Annotated in this window: 18 protein-coding genes; 16 read left to right on the top strand and 2 right to left on the bottom strand. The window is 33.1% G+C overall.

Features of this window, described 5'->3' with window-relative positions:
• Positions 1 to 12 precede the first annotated feature (12 nt).
• The 8 genes from VS182_RS01705 to VS182_RS01670 all read left to right on the top strand — a co-directional run bounded on the left by VS182_RS01705 (position 13) and on the right by VS182_RS01670 (position 8,512).
• Positions 13 to 1,095, top strand: coding sequence for an NADH-quinone oxidoreductase subunit D (locus VS182_RS01705; RefSeq protein ID WP_479485115.1), 1,083 nt, complete (start codon positions 13 to 15; stop codon positions 1,093 to 1,095).
• Complete coding sequence (gene nuoH / locus VS182_RS01700; RefSeq protein WP_479484809.1) at positions 1,095 to 2,078, top strand: NADH-quinone oxidoreductase subunit NuoH; 984 nt, start codon at positions 1,095 to 1,097, stop codon at positions 2,076 to 2,078. The genes VS182_RS01705 and nuoH overlap by 1 nt, the downstream gene beginning before the upstream one ends.
• Positions 2,079 to 2,115: 37 nt before the next feature.
• Positions 2,116 to 2,598 carry an NADH-quinone oxidoreductase subunit NuoI gene (gene nuoI / locus VS182_RS01695; RefSeq protein WP_479484808.1) on the top strand — a complete coding sequence of 161 codons (483 nt, stop codon included), beginning with the start codon at positions 2,116 to 2,118 and terminating at the stop codon, positions 2,596 to 2,598.
• Between the two features lie 67 nt (positions 2,599 to 2,665).
• Positions 2,666 to 3,181 carry an NADH-quinone oxidoreductase subunit J family protein gene (locus tag VS182_RS01690; protein ID WP_479484807.1) on the top strand — a complete coding sequence of 172 codons (516 nt, stop codon included), beginning with the start codon at positions 2,666 to 2,668 and terminating at the stop codon, positions 3,179 to 3,181.
• Positions 3,182 to 3,188: 7 nt separating this feature from the next.
• A complete protein-coding gene (nuoK, locus tag VS182_RS01685) occupies positions 3,189 to 3,512 on the top strand; it encodes an NADH-quinone oxidoreductase subunit NuoK (protein ID WP_479484806.1) in 324 nt (107 codons plus the stop codon).
• Between the two features lie 15 nt (positions 3,513 to 3,527).
• Complete coding sequence (locus VS182_RS01680; protein ID WP_479488793.1) at positions 3,528 to 5,348, top strand: NADH-quinone oxidoreductase subunit 5 family protein; 1,821 nt, start codon at positions 3,528 to 3,530, stop codon at positions 5,346 to 5,348.
• A gap of 8 nt (positions 5,349 to 5,356) precedes the next feature.
• On the top strand, positions 5,357 to 6,856 hold the full coding sequence (locus VS182_RS01675) for a complex I subunit 4 family protein (RefSeq protein ID WP_479484804.1): 1,500 nt from the start codon (positions 5,357 to 5,359) through the stop codon (positions 6,854 to 6,856).
• A 156-nt stretch (positions 6,857 to 7,012) separates the two neighbouring features.
• On the top strand, positions 7,013 to 8,512 hold the full coding sequence (locus tag VS182_RS01670) for an NADH-quinone oxidoreductase subunit N (protein WP_479488792.1): 1,500 nt from the start codon (positions 7,013 to 7,015) through the stop codon (positions 8,510 to 8,512).
• 73 nt (positions 8,513 to 8,585) lie between these two features.
• On the opposite strand, the gene VS182_RS01665 is transcribed toward VS182_RS01670, so the two are convergent.
• Entirely contained in the window at positions 8,586 to 9,020 is a 435-nt protein-coding gene (locus VS182_RS01665; RefSeq protein WP_479484802.1) for a YugN family protein, read from the bottom strand.
• A gap of 192 nt (positions 9,021 to 9,212) precedes the next feature.
• Between VS182_RS01665 and VS182_RS01660 the strand changes: the two genes are divergently transcribed.
• The 8 genes from VS182_RS01660 to VS182_RS01625 all read left to right on the top strand — a co-directional run bounded on the left by VS182_RS01660 (position 9,213) and on the right by VS182_RS01625 (position 16,804).
• Positions 9,213 to 9,914, top strand: coding sequence for a peptidoglycan DD-metalloendopeptidase family protein (locus VS182_RS01660; protein ID WP_479492673.1), 702 nt, complete (start codon positions 9,213 to 9,215; stop codon positions 9,912 to 9,914).
• A 711-nt stretch (positions 9,915 to 10,625) separates the two neighbouring features.
• The gene (locus VS182_RS01655) at positions 10,626 to 10,862 is read left to right on the top strand and encodes a DUF1146 family protein (RefSeq protein ID WP_479488791.1); all 237 of its coding nucleotides are present in this window, start codon (positions 10,626 to 10,628) and stop codon (positions 10,860 to 10,862) included.
• 492 nt (positions 10,863 to 11,354) lie between these two features.
• Positions 11,355 to 12,656 (top strand): UDP-N-acetylglucosamine 1-carboxyvinyltransferase, encoded by a 1,302-nt coding sequence (gene murA, locus VS182_RS01650; protein WP_479484800.1) that lies wholly within the window; start codon positions 11,355 to 11,357, stop codon positions 12,654 to 12,656.
• Positions 12,657 to 12,829: 173 nt separating this feature from the next.
• Entirely contained in the window at positions 12,830 to 13,915 is a 1,086-nt protein-coding gene (locus tag VS182_RS01645; protein ID WP_479488790.1) for a SpoIID/LytB domain-containing protein, read from the top strand.
• 166 nt (positions 13,916 to 14,081) lie between these two features.
• Positions 14,082 to 14,783, top strand: coding sequence for a peptidoglycan DD-metalloendopeptidase family protein (locus VS182_RS01640; RefSeq protein WP_479492673.1), 702 nt, complete (start codon positions 14,082 to 14,084; stop codon positions 14,781 to 14,783).
• 194 nt (positions 14,784 to 14,977) lie between these two features.
• A complete protein-coding gene (gene spoIIID / locus VS182_RS01635) occupies positions 14,978 to 15,253 on the top strand; it encodes a sporulation transcriptional regulator SpoIIID (RefSeq protein WP_479484797.1) in 276 nt (91 codons plus the stop codon).
• A gap of 277 nt (positions 15,254 to 15,530) precedes the next feature.
• Complete coding sequence (fabZ, locus tag VS182_RS01630) at positions 15,531 to 15,980, top strand: 3-hydroxyacyl-ACP dehydratase FabZ (protein WP_479492672.1); 450 nt, start codon at positions 15,531 to 15,533, stop codon at positions 15,978 to 15,980.
• Between the two features lie 149 nt (positions 15,981 to 16,129).
• A complete protein-coding gene (locus VS182_RS01625; protein ID WP_479484795.1) occupies positions 16,130 to 16,804 on the top strand; it encodes a DapH/DapD/GlmU-related protein in 675 nt (224 codons plus the stop codon).
• Positions 16,805 to 16,943: 139 nt separating this feature from the next.
• Here the strand turns inward: VS182_RS01625 and VS182_RS01620 are convergent, their stop codons facing one another.
• Entirely contained in the window at positions 16,944 to 17,855 is a 912-nt protein-coding gene (locus VS182_RS01620; protein ID WP_479488787.1) for an LCP family protein, read from the bottom strand.
• Positions 17,856 to 17,859: the final 4 nt, after the last annotated feature.

Raw genomic sequence — 17,859 nt, 5'->3', positions numbered from 1 at the left:
CGTACCGAAGAAATGATGTTAAATGTTGGACCGCAGCATCCCAGTACACACGGCATATTGCGTTTAGTTGTGAACATTGAAGGAGAACAAATCATCAACGTCGATCCTGTCATCGGCTATTTACATCGAGGCACAGAAAAATTAGCTGAAGATCTTAGTTATATGCAGATCATACCTTATACTGATCGTATGGATTATATATCTGCTATGACTAATAATTATGTTTTAGTCCATGCTGTAGAAGAACTAATGAACATCGAGATACCACCGCTTGCGCAGTATATGCGGGTTATTGTTATGGAAATGAATAGGATTGCTAGCCATTTATTATGGATGGGAACTTATCTGTTAGATTTGGGTGCTTTAAGCCCTTTTTTATATGCCTTTAAAGATCGAGAGTATATTTTGTCCTTATTTAATGAACTTTGTGGTGCGCGTCTTACATATAGCTATATGCGTATCGGTGGTGTTAAATGGAAAGCACCAGATGGTTGGATTGATAAATTATGTGAGTTTATGGAAAAGATGAAAGTAAGTTTTGGTGAATATAGACAGTTGATTGATAATAATATTATTTTTAAACAACGTACGCAGGGTCTTGGATCATATACCAAAGAAGAGGCCATCGCATATGGATTATCTGGCTCCAATCTTAGGGTTACCGGTGTTGATTTTGATCTTCGCAAAGATCGACCTTATGCCCTTTATGATGATTTAGATTTTGAGGTACCTTTAGGTAAAACCAATGATATCTATGGTAAATATTTATGTAGGATGCACGAGGCGGAAATTTCCTTAGGTATCCTTGAACAGCTCATAAAGAAATTTCCCGGAGATGGACCTTTCATGGCCAAAGTGCCACGTATATTAAGAGCACCTGAAGGTGAAATATATGTTAGTATTGAGTCTCCCAGAGGTGAGTTAGGATGTTATATTATTAGCAAAGGACGCGACAAGCCTTGGCGTATTAAGTTTAGGAGACCTTCTTTCTATAACCTACAAATACTTCCGCACCTTTTAAAGGGTGAGAACTTATCTAATCTGGTAGCTATTCTTGGTAGTATCGACATTGTTCTAGGAGAGGTGGATGGTTAATGTTGGATTGGGTTATATATCCCCTACTCTTATTGACATCAATGCTTTTTTTGATTACCTTGACAGTTTTTTTAGAAAGAAAAGTTATTGGATGGATGCAGTTGCGTATAGGGCCTAATCGTGTTGGTCCTTTTGGTTTATTCCAAACTCTAGCTGATGTTCTGAAACTTTTTACCAAAGAAGACATTTTACCCAATAAAGCCGATAAATGCTTATTTCGCTTAGCTCCAATTTTAGCTTTTATACCTGCTTTTGCCGGAATGGCTGTTCTTCCTATTTTACCTAATGGGAATGAAGTTTCTTTATCTGTAGGATTACTTTATTCCGTTTCTCTTTCAAGCATTACGACGGTAGCTATTCTTATAGCGGGGTGGTCATCAAATAGTAAATATTCTTTATTAGGTGCTATGAGGGCTGTTTCGCAGATTATAAGTTATGAGGTTCCGTTAGTTTTAGCTATTGTGGGTGTTGCCTTAAATGTCGGTAGCATGCAATTGTCCCAGATTGTAAACTTCCAACAGAATGCATGGCTCATCTTTCCTCAAATAATAGGTTTCGGTGTTTTTTTTATAGCAACTCTTGCCAAACTTCACCGTACGCCATTCGATTTTCCTGAGGCAGAATCTGAATTAGTTGCAGGTTACCATGTTGAATATACGGGCTTTCGTTTTGCGCTTTTTATGCTTACAGAGTATGTATATGTTTTTTCCATGTCAGCCTTAATGACCATTCTCTACTTAGGAGGTTGGTTAGCACCTTTTGGCTTAGCTATTTTGCCACCTGTTTTTTGGTTTTTTATAAAAATGTTTTTTATTATCTTTTTGTTTTTTTGGATCAGAGCCACATTTCCTCGTTTAAGGCCAGATTTACTTTTGCCTCTAGCCTGGAAAATTTTGTTACCGGTTGCTTTAATAAATATTTTATGGACTGCTTTGGCCAAAGACATCAGCTTTTTACAATATTTTTATTTAAATCAAGATTGAATTTAGGCGAAAGACAATGTTTGGAGGAGGATCATAATTGTTAGGGCTATTTAAAGGTATGGGGGTTACACTTAGTAAGTTATTTAGCCCCAAAGTCACGACTAAGTATCCAGATGAACCATTGGAAATGCCTGATCGCTTTCGCGGTATCCAACATTTTGATCCAGAAAAATGCATTGTCTGTAATCAATGTGCTTTAATATGTCCCACAGATTGCATTACCTTAACAGGTCATAAAAGTACAGATCCTGAGCGCAAGGGAAAAGTTATTGACACCTATGAAATTAAATTTGAAACTTGTATTCTTTGTGATTTTTGTACCGAAGTTTGTCCTACCGAAGCGGTTGTTATGACTAATAACTATGAATTAGCTGTTTATGGTCGTGATGAACTTTTCAAGGATATGCAATGGTTACATGATAATAATGAACGTATTCGTAAACAAAATTTGCCTACTCCTTCGCCAGCTGCTTTGGCCATGGCGCGTAAAAAGAAAGCGGCGGAAGCGAAAAAAAAATAGTGTTAAAAGAAGAAGGTAATGATCATGAGGAATAAAATTTAGAGATAGGAGGGAGTGTAGACATATATTGGATACTTTAGATTTGTCATCAATCATCTTTCTATTGTTAGCTTTTGTTACTGTAGGAGGGGCTATCTTTGCTATCCATCTTGAGAAAGTTATGCATATTGTTATATCTATTTCCGTTGCTTTACTAGGTATTGTAGGTGTTTATTTATTTTTAAATGCTTCATTCCTAGCTATCGTCCAACTATTCATCTATGCAGGAGCTATTTCTATTTTAATGATATTCAGTATCATGCTCACTAATCATAAAAAAGAATCACTAAATCCAATGATAAAAACACCTGCATTACCTTTTATAGCCGTGATATTGTTATTTTTTTCTATCGCTTTAGTATTGTTGTTAAATGAAAATTTACCCGAATCAATCTTGGTAAAAGAAGAAACATCTACTAAAGACATTGGAGTACTTTTGTTTACAGAATATACCTTACCTACAGAAATCTTATCTATTTTATTACTTGCTTCTATTGTGGGTACAGTTGTGCTAACTAGACGTAATAGAGAAGAGAGAGGTTGATGGTAACTTGCTTAGTTCTCTATCCATTTTAGCTGCTGTTTTATTTTCCATAGGTTTATATGGCGTTCTTATTAAACGTAATGCTGTCGTGGTCCTTTTTTCCTTAGAACTTATGTTAAATGCTGTCAATTTGAATATTTTAGCATTATCTAAGAATGGTTTGATAGGTATGGCTATTAAGGGACAAATTTTTATACTCTTTTCCATTGCTTTAGCCGCTGCCGGGGCTGCTGTTGGTTTAGCTGTGTTATTAGCTTTATATAGACGTACAGGTAATACAGATATAAGATCTTTTGATAAATTAGGCTTACATAATGATCACTTGAAATAGGGGGGAGTAATTTATTTGAGTTTGTTAAACGTGATGGCCGTGCTTTCACTCCCATTATTAGGATCTTTATTATTTTTATGCCGTAATTTGTTAAGATTATCTAATAATGTTATAGCGAAAATGAATATGATTGCTCATACCGTGGCATTGATTTTTGCAGGTATGATAGCTTTTTTTAGTTTTTATACACAAGAAATTTTTCGTTTTAAAATACCTTGGTTTGAAATTGCCGATAAAAGCGTAGAATTAGGTTTTTTGATTCGTCCTACGACAGCTTGTTTGCTTTTTATTGTTGCGTTCATTAGTGCTGTGGTTAATATATATGCTTGGGGTTATATGAAAAACAAAATCGACCAAATGGAAAATGGGCGTTTAGCTAGTTTCTTTTCCCTTCTTGGTTTATTCACATCATTCATGCAAGGTTTTGTGGTTTCTTCAAATTTACTGCAACTATATATTTGTTGGGAAGCTCTAGGTGTAACATCATTCTTACTCATAGGATTTTGGCAAAGAGAATATAAGTCTTTCTTATCTGCTCGCAAAGCTTTTATTATGACACGCATAGGTGATATGGGTATTTTTATCTCCCTAATCATTATCTGGTGTCAATTTGGAACATGGGAAATAGATATCCTTAAAGACGAAATGCTGTTACTAGAACCAACGATGTTGTTTATAGTTCAAGCAATTGCTATTTTGATTGCCATCTCAGCACTAGTCAAAGCGGGCCAAATGCCTCTTCATACATGGTTACCGGATGCCATGGTTGGACCAACACCCGTTAGTGCTTTATTGCACGCAGCTACCATGGTTGTTGCTGGTGTTTACCTGCTTGATAATTTTTATTTTCTCTTCTCTTTAGATGAATTACATGTTGATTTAATCTTGCTCGTATGTTCATTTACTGCTTTATATGCCGCTGTTAAAGCTTGCTTTCAAAAAGATATTAAACGATTTTTAGCATATTCTACTATGAGCCATTTGGGGTTTATGTTTTCTGCATTGGCTTTAAACATAACTTCAACGGCTTTTGTATTACTAGTAGTTCATGCTACCTTTAAAGCACTTCTCTTTTTATTAGCGGGTTTTTTCATACACCAATCAGAAGATTCTAAAAAGCCATTTTTAGTTAGTAAAGGATTATATATATTTTGGTTTTTAGGATTATTTTGTTTGATAGATGTTCTATCTTTGAAAAAGAATATTTTTACCGCGGCATTTAACAACGACCAATTTTTTTCTTTTATTTTTCTCATCACAGCCTATGCTTTCACTTTTTGCTATGCAATTCGACTTTGGACCTTCGTTCGTTGGCCAAAAGAACCACGTAACGTAAAAATATTTTTTCCTAAAGGTTTTCAAGGGTTAGGTATTGCCTTGAGTGCTATAGGAGCTTTAATTATACAAATTGTTTTACTTATCGATGCCTCACCGTGGTTTAAATGGCTAGGGGATAGCATGGATGTCCAAAACAAACCGGTTATTCCTTTCAACATGACTTTAATTGGGTTTGCTGCTTGGGTTGGTGGAGCAGGATTAGCTATTTTATTTGCCGCTTACTTCCGAAGAGATTTTAATTGGAAAATTATTAATATCTCTTGGTTTGACAAGATATACAAGATCATTATTATTTCACCATTAGCTTTTATAGCTGAAGCATTAAAAGCTTTTAACCAAATTTTTGTTAACGGTTTACTTTTAGTAATTACAAATACAATGCTTTTTATAGGTTACAAGATCTCGCAATTGGGTAAAGGTCAGATTCAGCATTATCTACTATGGTCTATTATGATGTTTGCTGTATCCACTTTTTTTCTCCTATGGATGGGCAGGTGATCTGATTCATGTTATATGAACTTCTGTTGAATTTTAAAAATTGGGATTTGCCTACTTTAACATGGATACTGCCCTTATTAGGGCTGTTATTTTTAATTTTATTTAAAGAAAAGAAGAAAATTTATGCAATAACTATCGGGATTACGACCTTACCTTTTCTGACAACACTTATAATGTTCTTCTTATACACAAATCATCAAATTACCTTTGACAATAAATTTATATGGAATACCCTTTACTTTGTGGATACGTATTTAAATCTACAATATAGTGTGACAATAGATGGCTTAAGCATTTCCTTGTTATTACTCTCTTGCTTCCTTTTCCTCATCGCTGCCATAGCATCACGTAGTATCATGGAAAAATATGAAGATTACAAAAGCTATTTTATCTTGTTTCTAAGCTTGCAATCTTTAACTTTAGGTTCTTTAGTCGTGAGTGATGCTTTATGTTTCTTCATTTTCTTAGAAGGCACAATGTTAACGATGTTTTTCCTCATAGGACGTTTTGGATACTTAAAACGTGAGAAAGCTGCTTACACGTATCTTATCGTTGGTGGTATAGGTTCATTACTGATTATGTTTGCGCTACTTTTCATGTTGGCTATTTGCAAAGATCTGGAATTTGCCCATATGGAGCAGATTATAGCAAATATTATGAAAATAGTTCCTGTTGATGATTCTAATATTTTATTGTTTGTTTTCTGGTTTTTAGTTGTCGGACTTGCTATTAAGGTACCATTAGTCCCATTACATACATGGATGGTTAGAACACATACAGAATCTCCATTGCCTATCGTTATTATTCATGCAGGCATTCTCTTGAAGTTAAGCCTTTATGGTATGTATAAATTAGTTTATAAATTATTTCCTGTATATATGGAGAAATATGCTTACTTGTTTATTATAGCAGGATTGATTAATCTCATATATGGAGCATTGCTTGCATGGCGTGTGACTGAAGGCAAGAAAATCCTGGCTTATGCGAGTATTAGTCATATGGGTATTATTATTATGGGATTTGGTTCTTTACAAGATATCGGTATACAAGGTTCTTTGTACCAAATGATTAGTCACGGGTTGGTATCTGCTTTAGCTTTTTTAATTATGATCTTCATTGAAGAAAGATTTACACAGACAGATATAACCACTTGGAAGGCTTTAGGTATTAAAACACCTAATTTAGCCTTTTGGCTTAAATTTATGGCTCTCAATTTATTGGGGTTACCAGGCTTAGCCGGTTTTATAGGCGAGGTATTTGTTTTAACTGGTGTTTTCTATACATTTCCATGGGTTGTCATAACTTCTCTTTTAGCCCTAATTTTAGCTGCTGCGTATGCTTTTCGTTTAGCGATTAAACCCACCTTTGGTAAATATCAGTTAAATGTTGGTAATGTTACCATACGTGACTTAGGGGGTATAGATAAAATTATGCTAACGACGATTAGCTCCTTAATTTTATTTCTTGGCTTATGGCCAGCTGTGCTCATCAATTTGCTGAAACCTTAATTTTTTGTGATATTAAGAGGGATCGAAATGAGGTTTATTTAAAAATAAATCACTTTAATCCCTCTATCTTTTTGCTTTTTTGTTATAAATAGTGCGATTTTCATAAAATAAAAAAGGGAACTTAAGCTTCCTTTATCGTTTGTTGGGGGTGGTTTGGTGGATTTAGCAATGCTTCAAGTACTATCTCCCCTATTGATCTTGATTCTAGGGGTTACCCTAATACTTATATTACTTCTTTTCCAAAAGGACAAAAATAAGCATCATATCTGGTTTCGTATTTTGGGTTTATTAACACTAACTATATCTTTATTTCTAACCGTATCCTTGCGCATGACAGAACCACAATTTTTAATGGAAAGAGTTTATAGATGGGATCAATCAACATTTATCTTTACCGCTTGTATTTTATTGATGGCGATATTTACAATTGTCATGACTTTACATCGCAAGATCAACAACGCAGGTGAATGGACTTTTTTTGTACTATGTACAGTACTAGGTAGTTGCTTAGCGATTGGATCTGCTGATTTTATCATGCTGATGGTATCATTGGAGCTAATTGCTATACCTACATATATCATTGTTGGCATGCAACATAATCGGCCGCTAGCTAGTGAAGCATCATGGAAATATTTAATAACAGGTGGCGTAGCTACAGCCATTTTTTTATACGGTGTTTCTTTTTTAGTTGGTTTATTTGGTAAAACAAATTTTTTAGAGATCAAAGAAGATCTTTATCAATATTTGACCTCTGGAGCAGAAAGCAGCTTAATAATTATTTCTTTTATTATGGTTATCATTGGGTTAGCAATCAAATTAGCTATAGTACCATTTCATCTTTGGGCTCAAGATGTTTATAGAGCTTCAGATGCTACGACTATTACGTGGTTGCTTACCGTAGTTAAAACAAGTTTATTAGTCGTTTTAATGAAATTAATTTCTGGTGTCTATATATTTCTTTTTATTAAAGAACTAGATATTGGGGATACTAGTAATATAAATGCTTTTTTCTATACTTTGGCTTTTGTAACGATCATTGTTGGTAACTTGGCTTCGCTATTTCAAAAAAATGTTAAGAATATTCTTGCCTACACCAGTATTGCGCAAACCGGATATTTCCTCATACCTTTTGTTAGATCCGAAGGTATGTTTAACCAGATACCACGCTTTATTATACCTGGATCTATTAGTTTTTTAGGTTATATTATAGCTTATGCTATTGCTATTTTCGGTAGTTTAGCTATTGTGGAAATCGTCACCAATCATAGAAAAAAATCAGGCCTTGATTCAATGGCTGGTTTGTTTCGTCAAGCGCCTTTTTTATCTTTTGCTATGTTAATCTTTTTATTTTCCTTAGCCGGATTACCTTTAACCGCTGGCTTTTTCGCTAAATGGTACTTATTTATTAATGTTTTCGATGACTTTTTTATAGCATTACCGCTAGTTATCGTAACTATATTTTCATATGTAGCATATTTCCGTATTGTTAGACAAATGTTTTTCCGTTTTGCAGATAAAAAAAATATTTTTGTGCCATGGAACTTAGCCATCACAGCACTACTTGCTATAGTGGGTACTGTTTTATTGGGTATTTTCCCAGGAACGATCACAAGATTAGTTGATATTGATAACTTTTGGCAAACAATGCTTATTTAAAAAAAATATAAATTAATACAAAGTATAAAAATAAACTTTTTTATTTTTATACTTAACGAAACACCAACTTGTTTTATGCTAAGTTGGTGTTATTTTGTGACCACTTTTCTTCTATTTTTCTTAACAAATCCTTTGCTTTAATCACCCACTTATCATCTATAGGTAAATTATCAGACTTAATAGGTGTTTGAAACTGATTCATTGATGCTGTTACCAAACCACTTGTAGTATGCGGATCATTTCCTTTGTAATATTCATGTCTTATGATAAAAGGTGTGCCTAGCATCACAGTGCTTGATAAATCACTCACATCATTTTTTGAACTGTAGATTGGGATACGTAGATAATAATTGGGTGCTTTACTTTCGCCTTCATCCAGGCCTTTGTCTAAATATGCGTGATCATTAGACTTAGCTCCTCCTATACAAAAACCTAAGGGTTTTAAAATATCTAAAGCTGTTCTTAAGATTGTTTGAGATCCTTCTAAGGAAGAATTGCAAATTATCATAAGTTACCTCATTTCATAATATGAATTTTAATTCAAATACCAATAAAAAAGCTTATTAGATAGAATTTCCTATATTAGATAACCAATAACTTTATTGTCTTCTTTAAGTATGCTTTATAAATGGATCAATCAAACAAATTCGTTCTGGTATATGTATGAAGTAGGAGATGGTTGACCAAACTATCTCCCGAGGTGATTGGTAAGATTATGAAAGAAGAAGAAACCAAGAATAAGCCGCCAACATTACTGGAGAAGGTAAAACGCAGACAAAAGCTAAGAAAGATACTAGATAATCGGTGGTTTTTGCCATTGACGTATGTAACGACTTCGCTTTTAGCATTTGGTTTAATATTTGCTTATCAAACGATTGATTTTGAGGCACCCGTAACACAAGATTTAGGTATGAGAGGAGATATATTGAAGAAAGATACAACGGATGAGGATAAAATGATTATGCCAATAAACAAAGCATCTGGCGTCATAAATACGATGGGTTTTTATGAAAGAGGAAATAGTAATGATACCGGTTCATCATCAGCGCTTGTCCACTACGAGAATTCATATTGGCCACATGGAGGGATTGATTTTGCACACCCATCAGGGACATCGTTTGAAGTATTAAGTGTGTTAGAGGGCAAAGTGATGTTTGTAGAAGAGAATCCGATTGTAGGGAAACAAGTAGAGGTTAAGCATGGTAATGGTATGGTAACGATTTATCAAAGTTTAGGAAATATACAAGTTAAAGAAGGACAAAACATATCTAAAGGCGAGGTTATTGGAACAGCGGGAAGAAATCGATTTGAGAAAGCCGAAGGAGTACATTTACATTTTGAGCTTTTAGATTCAAAGAGGCGCAACGTAGACCCTGGCAAATATCTTGATTTAGGTAATTAGTGAAAAATCTATATAAAAAGTTTTAAAAAAGCATCATAAAAAGCAAAATAATTTATTTTATAACCGTTCTCCTTATCAGAACGGTTTTTAATATTTAAATTAATATAAATAATATAAATAAAAAAATAATTTTTAACGAAACATTCTTAAGAATATTTTCTTATTTCGTTTTGAATTTAAGAGGAAAATAGCTTATGCTTAAGGAAACGGAGTAATTGTTCAAACTATTTTTTAGATTTATAGCAAATTTTAATAGTTTTATAATAATCTTTTTTATATTTTCATAAAATTTTTCAAAAATACAATTATTGTTTAAAATATTAATTTACTAATTTAAACTTAACAAAATATTAACAATAGAAAAAACAAAAAACAAAGAAAATAAAACAATTATACTATTTATATTAATTAAATATTTTAGATGAAATTTTAGAAGTAACAACTTTGTATTGATCATTATAAAGACTGGCAAAATAAAAATTATGAAAACAAGATAAGAAGATAAAAACAGAACAAAATATCAAGTACATGAACACATGAAAAAAACAAAATTAGTGTCAAAAAATATTTTTATTTTGTTTTTATAGGTAATTTTATAATTTTTCTTTTTAATAAATACTCAACCTTGAGGTTATTAAAATTTCTTTCAATTTGGTTCTTTATTTTCATTTTATGAATCGAACGTATTTCGTGGGGGGTGCATAAACTCATATGGTAGCACTAGATGAATGGCTGCTTATTTTTCAGAAATTGGTTAATTTTGTTTTTACGATTGTGATGATCTTTATTTGTTGGTTTTCTTTGCAGTCAATTCATTGGGAGAAGTTAGTTGTTAGAAGTCGTATTAAGTGGCTTAAAATTCTTATGATTGTTTTGGCAATTTTTTTAGGTGATAATTTGGCTAAATTTTTTCTCCATTATTTTTCCTTAAATAATAGCCAGATTTAATAAAAGGGATTACCAATATTATCTTTTTATTCTAATTGATCCCAATATTTATTTTGACATTTAATCTCTTTTGGATTATTTTCAAATTATATTTTTGTATTACATTTAGATTTATTTTTATTGATTATTGATATTTTTATCATAAGTATTGAATTAAATTTTCGATTAAAATGTTTATGTATATTGAATCATAATTGATTTTTTATTATTTTTTTATCTAAAATACCTATTTTATTAATCGGCAGAAATTTGATTTTGTGATAATATAATATCCATATGTTTTTGTTTTTTATACCGTTAGATGTAGGTATTTTAACTTTACTTATATTACTTAAACATATATCATAATGTTAAATATATATTTATTTATTTATTATAAGAAAATAAGTATAGAGATCAACAAAATATTAATGAATATAGATTATTTTATCTAAGTTGTGAAATTGGATTTATTTTAAGATAATTCTTAGATGTCCATAGGGGGAAGTTGATTTGAAAAAAATCATTGTGCGAGGAGGGTCACGTTTACGTGGTCGTGTTCGCATCTACGGAGCCAAAAATGCGGTTCTCCCGCTAATGGCAGCTAGTTTGTTAGCTTCTCGGGGGACTATTTTAATTAAGGATGTCCCTATGTTGGAAGATGTTAAGCTAATGGTTAAGCTTTTACGTCATCTAGGGGCACATGTAGAAATTGGTGTAGACCAAGTCTCTATCAATGCTGAGAATGTTGTTTCCTCAGAGGCTCCATATGAATTAGTTCGTAAAATGCGCGCTTCTATAGCTGTTATGGGTCCTTTGCTAGCTCGTCAGAGATATGCACGAATTCCTTTACCAGGCGGTTGTGCCATCGGTAGTCGCCCCATCGATCTACATTTAAAGGGATTTAAATCGATGGGAGCAACTTTTGATATTGACGGTGGTTGTGTTCATGGGCGTGTGCTCGATAGACTACGTGGTGATGCCGTTTATCTTGATTTTCCGAGTGTCGGTGCTACGCAAAATATTATGATGGCTGCAACGCTAGCTAAAGGTCGTACCGTGATTAAAAATGCGGCTTGTGAGCCAGAAATTATCGATTTGTCTAATTTTTTAAATGCTATGGGTGCCAACGTACGAGGAGCAGGTACGGATGAGATTAGGATTGAGGGCGTAAGTTCTTTATCCGGATGTGATTATACCGTTATCCCTGATCGTATTGAAGCTGGAACATATACTATAGCTGCTGTTATTACACGTGGTGATGTTTTTATTGAAGGTGCTATTCCGAGTCATTTGTCTTCTTTAATTGCTAAGTTGCGTGAAATGGGTGTGGAGGTAAATGAACAAGAAAATGGTATACATGTCAAAGCTACTGATCCTTTACTACCGGTCGATATCAAGACAATGCCATATCCAGGATTTCCAACCGATTTACAATCACAGATGATGGCCCTTTTGCTTACCGTGTCCGGGACTAGTTTGTTAACCGAGACCGTATTTGAAAATCGTTTTATGCACATTGAAGAATTAAAACGTATGGGTGCTCGTATTAGGATTGATGGGCGGACAGCTGTGATAGAAGGTGGCTCCAGATTGTCTGGTGCTCAAGTTAAAGCTACTGACCTACGTGCTGGTGCTACGATGATTTTGGCGGCTTTAGCAGCCGATGGATATACGGAGGTTTCGGGTTTGCATCACTTAGATAGAGGATATGTAGATTTAGAAGGTGGCTTGCGTTCGTTGGGTGCTTATGTAGAACGTACGGATGATAATGTAACACCGATGTCTGATTTCATATTTCGTAAGCAAGGATAATTTTTAAAATAAATTTATAAAAATTATATTTTATATTTTATATTTTATATTTTATATTTTATATTTTATATTTATAATAAATAAAACTACCCGAACTATAATTGATTACCTTTAGTTCGGGTAGGATTTTTGGTAGAATTCTTTATTGCTATTTAAATCAAGTGGAGGTTTTTATGGTTAATAAAAATAAGATTTTTTTCAAATTTATTTGTTTATTTTTAATTATAAGTTTATTTTTAACGAACAATATCTATGCCAAAGACTATAGTTCAGTTTTCAATATCAGTGTTTTTCGTGATATCACAAAAAAAGTTTCGCTTTTTAATTTAGAAGAATATGTTGCTGGGGTAGTCGCTTGTGAAATGGGTCCTAGATTTCACCCAGAGGCTTTAAAAGCCCAGGCTGTATTAGCTCGTACATTTGCTGTTAACCGTATATGGGATAAATATAATCAAAAAACACTTAAACCGGCAACGGATTATGATGTACGAGATACCGTTATGGATCAGGTGTTTTGTGATAAAACACAATTAATCAAAAAATGGGGCAGTAAAAGATATTATGATCAAAAATGGCCTATCATTGAAGCTGCTGTTGCAGCTACAAAAGATATGATTTTGACCTATAATAATCAGCCTATCCGTGTTTTTTTTAGTTCGTCTAATAATGGGTGCACACAAGCTGCGCACGAATATTTTGCTGGTGATATGGTGCCATATTTATCTACTTTTTGTATTAATGATAAAGAATTTGCTCATACTTCCGAAGCTGCTTTTTCTATTGCTGATTTTAAGCAAAGATTACGAAATGCTCCTAATTCCTCAAACATGGTATCTAAATATGGACAGACTTATCGCGGTAGAATACGAACAGAATTAATTTCAGATAGCCATATAAGGACTCTTTGCTTAGATAATCGTAGGAAAACAGAGAAAAATATAAAACGCTATAATAGTAATTACATAAATTATATTAAATTAGGTCCATATACTTTTACAGGTCGTTTTATACGCGAAACTCTGGGTTTGAAATCGAATGATTTTGTTTGTAAATTTGATAGTGTTAAGAAGAAAATCAAATTCGAAGTACGTGGATATGGACATGGTATTGGTATGAGTCAATATGGTGCTAATTTATTAGCTAATAAATATAATAATGATTTCCGGAGAATAATTCATACTTATTTTAAAAATGTGAAAATCGAGACACAGGGTGAATTTATAAATCGAATAAATGCGATAAAAATGAGAAAGAGATAAATACAATAAAGATTATAAAGATTTTTTTGATTTGTATTTATTTTAGTTATCTTTGGTGTTTATTTTGACAGCTATTTTTATTATCTTAAATTTAAGTATAAATAATACAAAAGACCGATTACACGGAGTATGAAGTAGGAGATGGTTGACCAAACTATCTCCCGAGGTGATTGGTAAGATTATGAAAGAAGAAGAAACCAAGAATAAGCCGCCAACATTACTGGAGAAGGTAAAACGCAGACAAAAGCTAAGAAAGATACTAGATAATCGGTGGTTTTTGCCATTGACGTATGTAACGACTTCGCTTTTAGCATTTGGTTTAATATTTGCTTATCAAACGATTGATTTTGAGGCACCCGTAACACAAGATTTAGGTATGAGAGGAGATATATTGAAGAAAGATACAACGGATGAGGATAAAATGATTATGCCAATAAACAAAGCATCTGGCGTCATAAATACGATGGGTTTTTATGAAAGAGGAAATAGTAATGATACCGGTTCATCATCAGCGCTTGTCCACTACGAGAATTCATATTGGCCACATGGAGGGATTGATTTTGCACACCCATCAGGGACATCGTTTGAAGTATTAAGTGTGTTAGAGGGCAAAGTGATGTTTGTAGAAGAGAATCCGATTGTAGGGAAACAAGTAGAGGTTAAGCATGGTAATGGTATGGTAACGATTTATCAAAGTTTAGGAAATATACAAGTTAAAGAAGGACAAAACATATCTAAAGGCGAGGTTATTGGAACAGCGGGAAGAAATCGATTTGAGAAAGCCGAAGGAGTACATTTACATTTTGAGCTTTTAGATTCAAAGAGGCGCAACGTAGACCCTGGCAAATATCTTGATTTAGGTAATTAGTGAAAAATCTATATAAAAAGTTTTAAAAAAGCATCATAAAAAGCAAAATAATTTATTTTATAACCGTTCTCCTTATCAGAACGGTTTTTTCTTGATGTAGAGATTGATTTTCTCTTTTAAGGTTTGGTTTTTGTGAATAACCGTCTTTCCTCCTCATACAATGTACCAACTGTGGGATAAGAGGAGAGAGGCGCGTGCATGACTATATCAAAGAGCGATCCATCAAGATCGGCCGCTACTTCGTCGAAACCCGCAATACGGTACGAACCATCGCTAAGGAATTTGGCGTATCCAAGAGCACTGTACACAAAGATCTTACAGAAAGACTTCCTGAAATTAATCCTGATTTAGCTAATCAAGTTAAGGAAATATTAGAATATCATAAGTCTATACGCCATATTCGTGGTGGTGAGGCCACTAAGATCAAGTACAAGAGAGAGGTCTCTAATGATGTTTCGTTAAAAGTATAACTGTGGAAAAATTTTAAATTGATATGGCGACTGCGTGGGTAGATTCATAATGACTGCGCAGACGCATAGTTATTGATAAATATTGCTTTCTGTTTTTTAATTAGGATTCAGACAAATTATCTTATATATAAATTTTTTTTGGATCTTTTTAAATTGCTTAATCTCGTTGAAGGTTGCAAATGGTTAATGATAATAAGTATAATGTATCCAGTACATGATGATAAAGTGATTTATTTTAAATTAATAATAAATAATACCTTTTTGTAAGGAGATATCGATGGATAGTCGTGAAATACAGAAAATAATTCCTCATAGGCCGCCTTTTTTACTTGTGGATAAGATTATATCCTTAGAAACAGGACAAAAAGCAGTAGGGATTAAAAATGTAACAGCAAACGATAATATAATGACAGGACATTTTCCTGGATATCCGATTTTCCCTGGTGTTTTAATCGTCGAAGCTTTAGCTCAAGTAGGAGCTGTTATCTTATGCGAAAGGAAAGACAATGGATCGGGCGACAAATTACCACTGTTTGCAGGTATAGACGATATGCGGTTTCGTCTACCAGTACATCCTGGGGACCAATTGATATTAACTGTTGTTCTAAAAGGTTCTAGGAAGAATTTCGGTAAAGCTGATGCTGTAGCTAAGGTAGGCGATAAAATTGTTGCTGAGGGCATATTAAGCTTTTTTTTAATCGCTCGACCTAATGATCTTAAAGCTTAATTTCATTTTTTATATTGACCCTAAATTTGGACTTGCTTTTAGCTTATTTTTACAATTTTGTTTTTTAATTTTATTAATATATTTTTAAAATGAAAATTTTTATAGTGCGTCTATAAAAATGGTATTTAATGAGAGGGCGTTGACTTTATTTGACGAATAAATATATAAAACACCCATCAGTACGTTTAGGAAAAAATTGTACCATAGGTAATTTTACATCTTTAGCAGCTAATGTTGTTTTAGGAGACAATGTAAGCATAGGTAATAACGTTACAATTTATGAAGAAGTACGTATAGGAGATCGCGTCATTATAGGGGACAATGTTATTTTAGGTGTCCAAGCACCTGAAAGTTCGTCTAACAACATCAAAGAAGCTGTATTCTTGCGTGTTGACGATGATAACTACATAGGTAGCAGTGTTATTATTTATGCAGGCACAAAAATCGGTAGTAAAACGCACATAAGGGATTTTGTTTGTATCAAAGAAAGGTGTAGTATCGGTGATTTTGTGTTTATAGATACAAGGGTGTCATTTGAAGAAGATGTTTCTGTGGAAAAAGAAGCGAGGATATATGCACATAGTTATATTTCTGCGCATTCATATATAGGAGAGGGAGCTATTATTGCACCAGGAGTTACAATGGCGAGTAATAGCTTATTTATCCAAGGTGATTACAAAAAATTTCCTAGTTGTCAATCTATAAGAGTGGAACAAGCTTCCTATATAGGTATCAATACTACTATTTTGCCTGGTAGTTGCATAGAACCGAGTACCAAATTACCTGCTTGTTCTTTAGTTAAACCTGATTCATTCAAGATCTAAAAAATAGCTATATTGGGAATCGATGTTTAATTTATAATCTGTTATTATATTTTTGCAAAATACATATTTGTAACAAAGATTTCTGAGAAAAAAATAAATTCCTCATTTTATCTAACAAGTGAGGGGTTTGTAAAATTATTTAATCTGGTATTTTACAATTAGGCAGCGCTGATATTCCTAGATGTTCTTGGATGATATTACTTGCTTTTTCTATTTCACCACTATTAGCTAAGTAAACAGACGACTTATTGATCATTTGACTTTTTCCTTTAATGTACGAACCTTCACTATTTTTTAATGTTGATCCATATGTTTTGTATAGGTCCAAATATTTTGATATAGGTATATTTGTCCGTACATATTTACTTGCATCAACCGCGATACTTGGTATTAGAAGAGCATTAGATAGCGAAGTTATTTTTTTATAGATACCTCGTATCACTATTTGGATTCTTTTTATTCTTCCTATATCCCCTTCGATATCAGTTTTACGCATACGTACAAAAGCAAGAGCTTCTTCTCCATTAACTGTCGCAGAACCTTTTTCAAAATTTTTGTCTCTAAAGTTAAAATTAAAAGGAACTTCGATATCTATGCCACCTATACGATCGACAACTTCTTTGAAACCTTGCATATTAATTACTAGATAGCTTGTAATAGGTATGCAAAACAACTGCTCTATGGTACTTTTTGTCAATTGAGCGCCGCCATATGCATAACTATGGTTTATTTTTTCTAAATTATGTCCTTCTATTTTCACATAAAGATCTCGAGGTATCGATGTTATTTTCATATCATTATCCCGTGGGTTTACAGTTAACAAGTGTATAGAATCAGCTCGTCCTCTATCAAAAGATTTTTCAGTATCTATGCCTATTAAAAGGAGTGAAATTGCTTCTTTCGAAACATTGGTTTTTTGAATGTAATTATCTGTATTGCCATCATAAGTTTTATTTAATGAATACCACACATAAGCGATATATGCTACTAAAGATCCGATTAATATAGATAATATGATTGAAAAGTAACGTATAATTTTTCGTTTTCTCACTATA

The organism is Pasteuria ramosa, from assembly GCF_056496785.1.
Note: the sequence above shows the minus strand (reverse complement) of the source record. Positions and strands in the feature narration are given on the sequence as shown.

Excerpts from the sequence above, each read along its gene's own strand:
- VS182_RS01705 (WP_479485115.1), top strand. The coding sequence starts at position 13 with ATGATGTTAAATGTTGGACCGCAGCATCCCAGTACACACGGCATATTG.
- nuoH (WP_479484809.1), top strand. The coding sequence starts at position 1,095 with ATGTTGGATTGGGTTATATATCCCCTACTCTTATTGACATCAATGCTT.
- VS182_RS01675 (WP_479484804.1), top strand. The coding sequence starts at position 5,357 with ATGTTATATGAACTTCTGTTGAATTTTAAAAATTGGGATTTGCCTACT.
- VS182_RS01665 (WP_479484802.1), bottom strand. The coding sequence starts at position 9,020 with ATGATAATTTGCAATTCTTCCTTAGAAGGATCTCAAACAATCTTAAGA.
- VS182_RS01655 (WP_479488791.1), top strand. The coding sequence starts at position 10,626 with ATGGTAGCACTAGATGAATGGCTGCTTATTTTTCAGAAATTGGTTAAT.
- VS182_RS01645 (WP_479488790.1), top strand. The coding sequence starts at position 12,830 with ATGGTTAATAAAAATAAGATTTTTTTCAAATTTATTTGTTTATTTTTA.
- fabZ (WP_479492672.1), top strand. The coding sequence starts at position 15,531 with ATGGATAGTCGTGAAATACAGAAAATAATTCCTCATAGGCCGCCTTTT.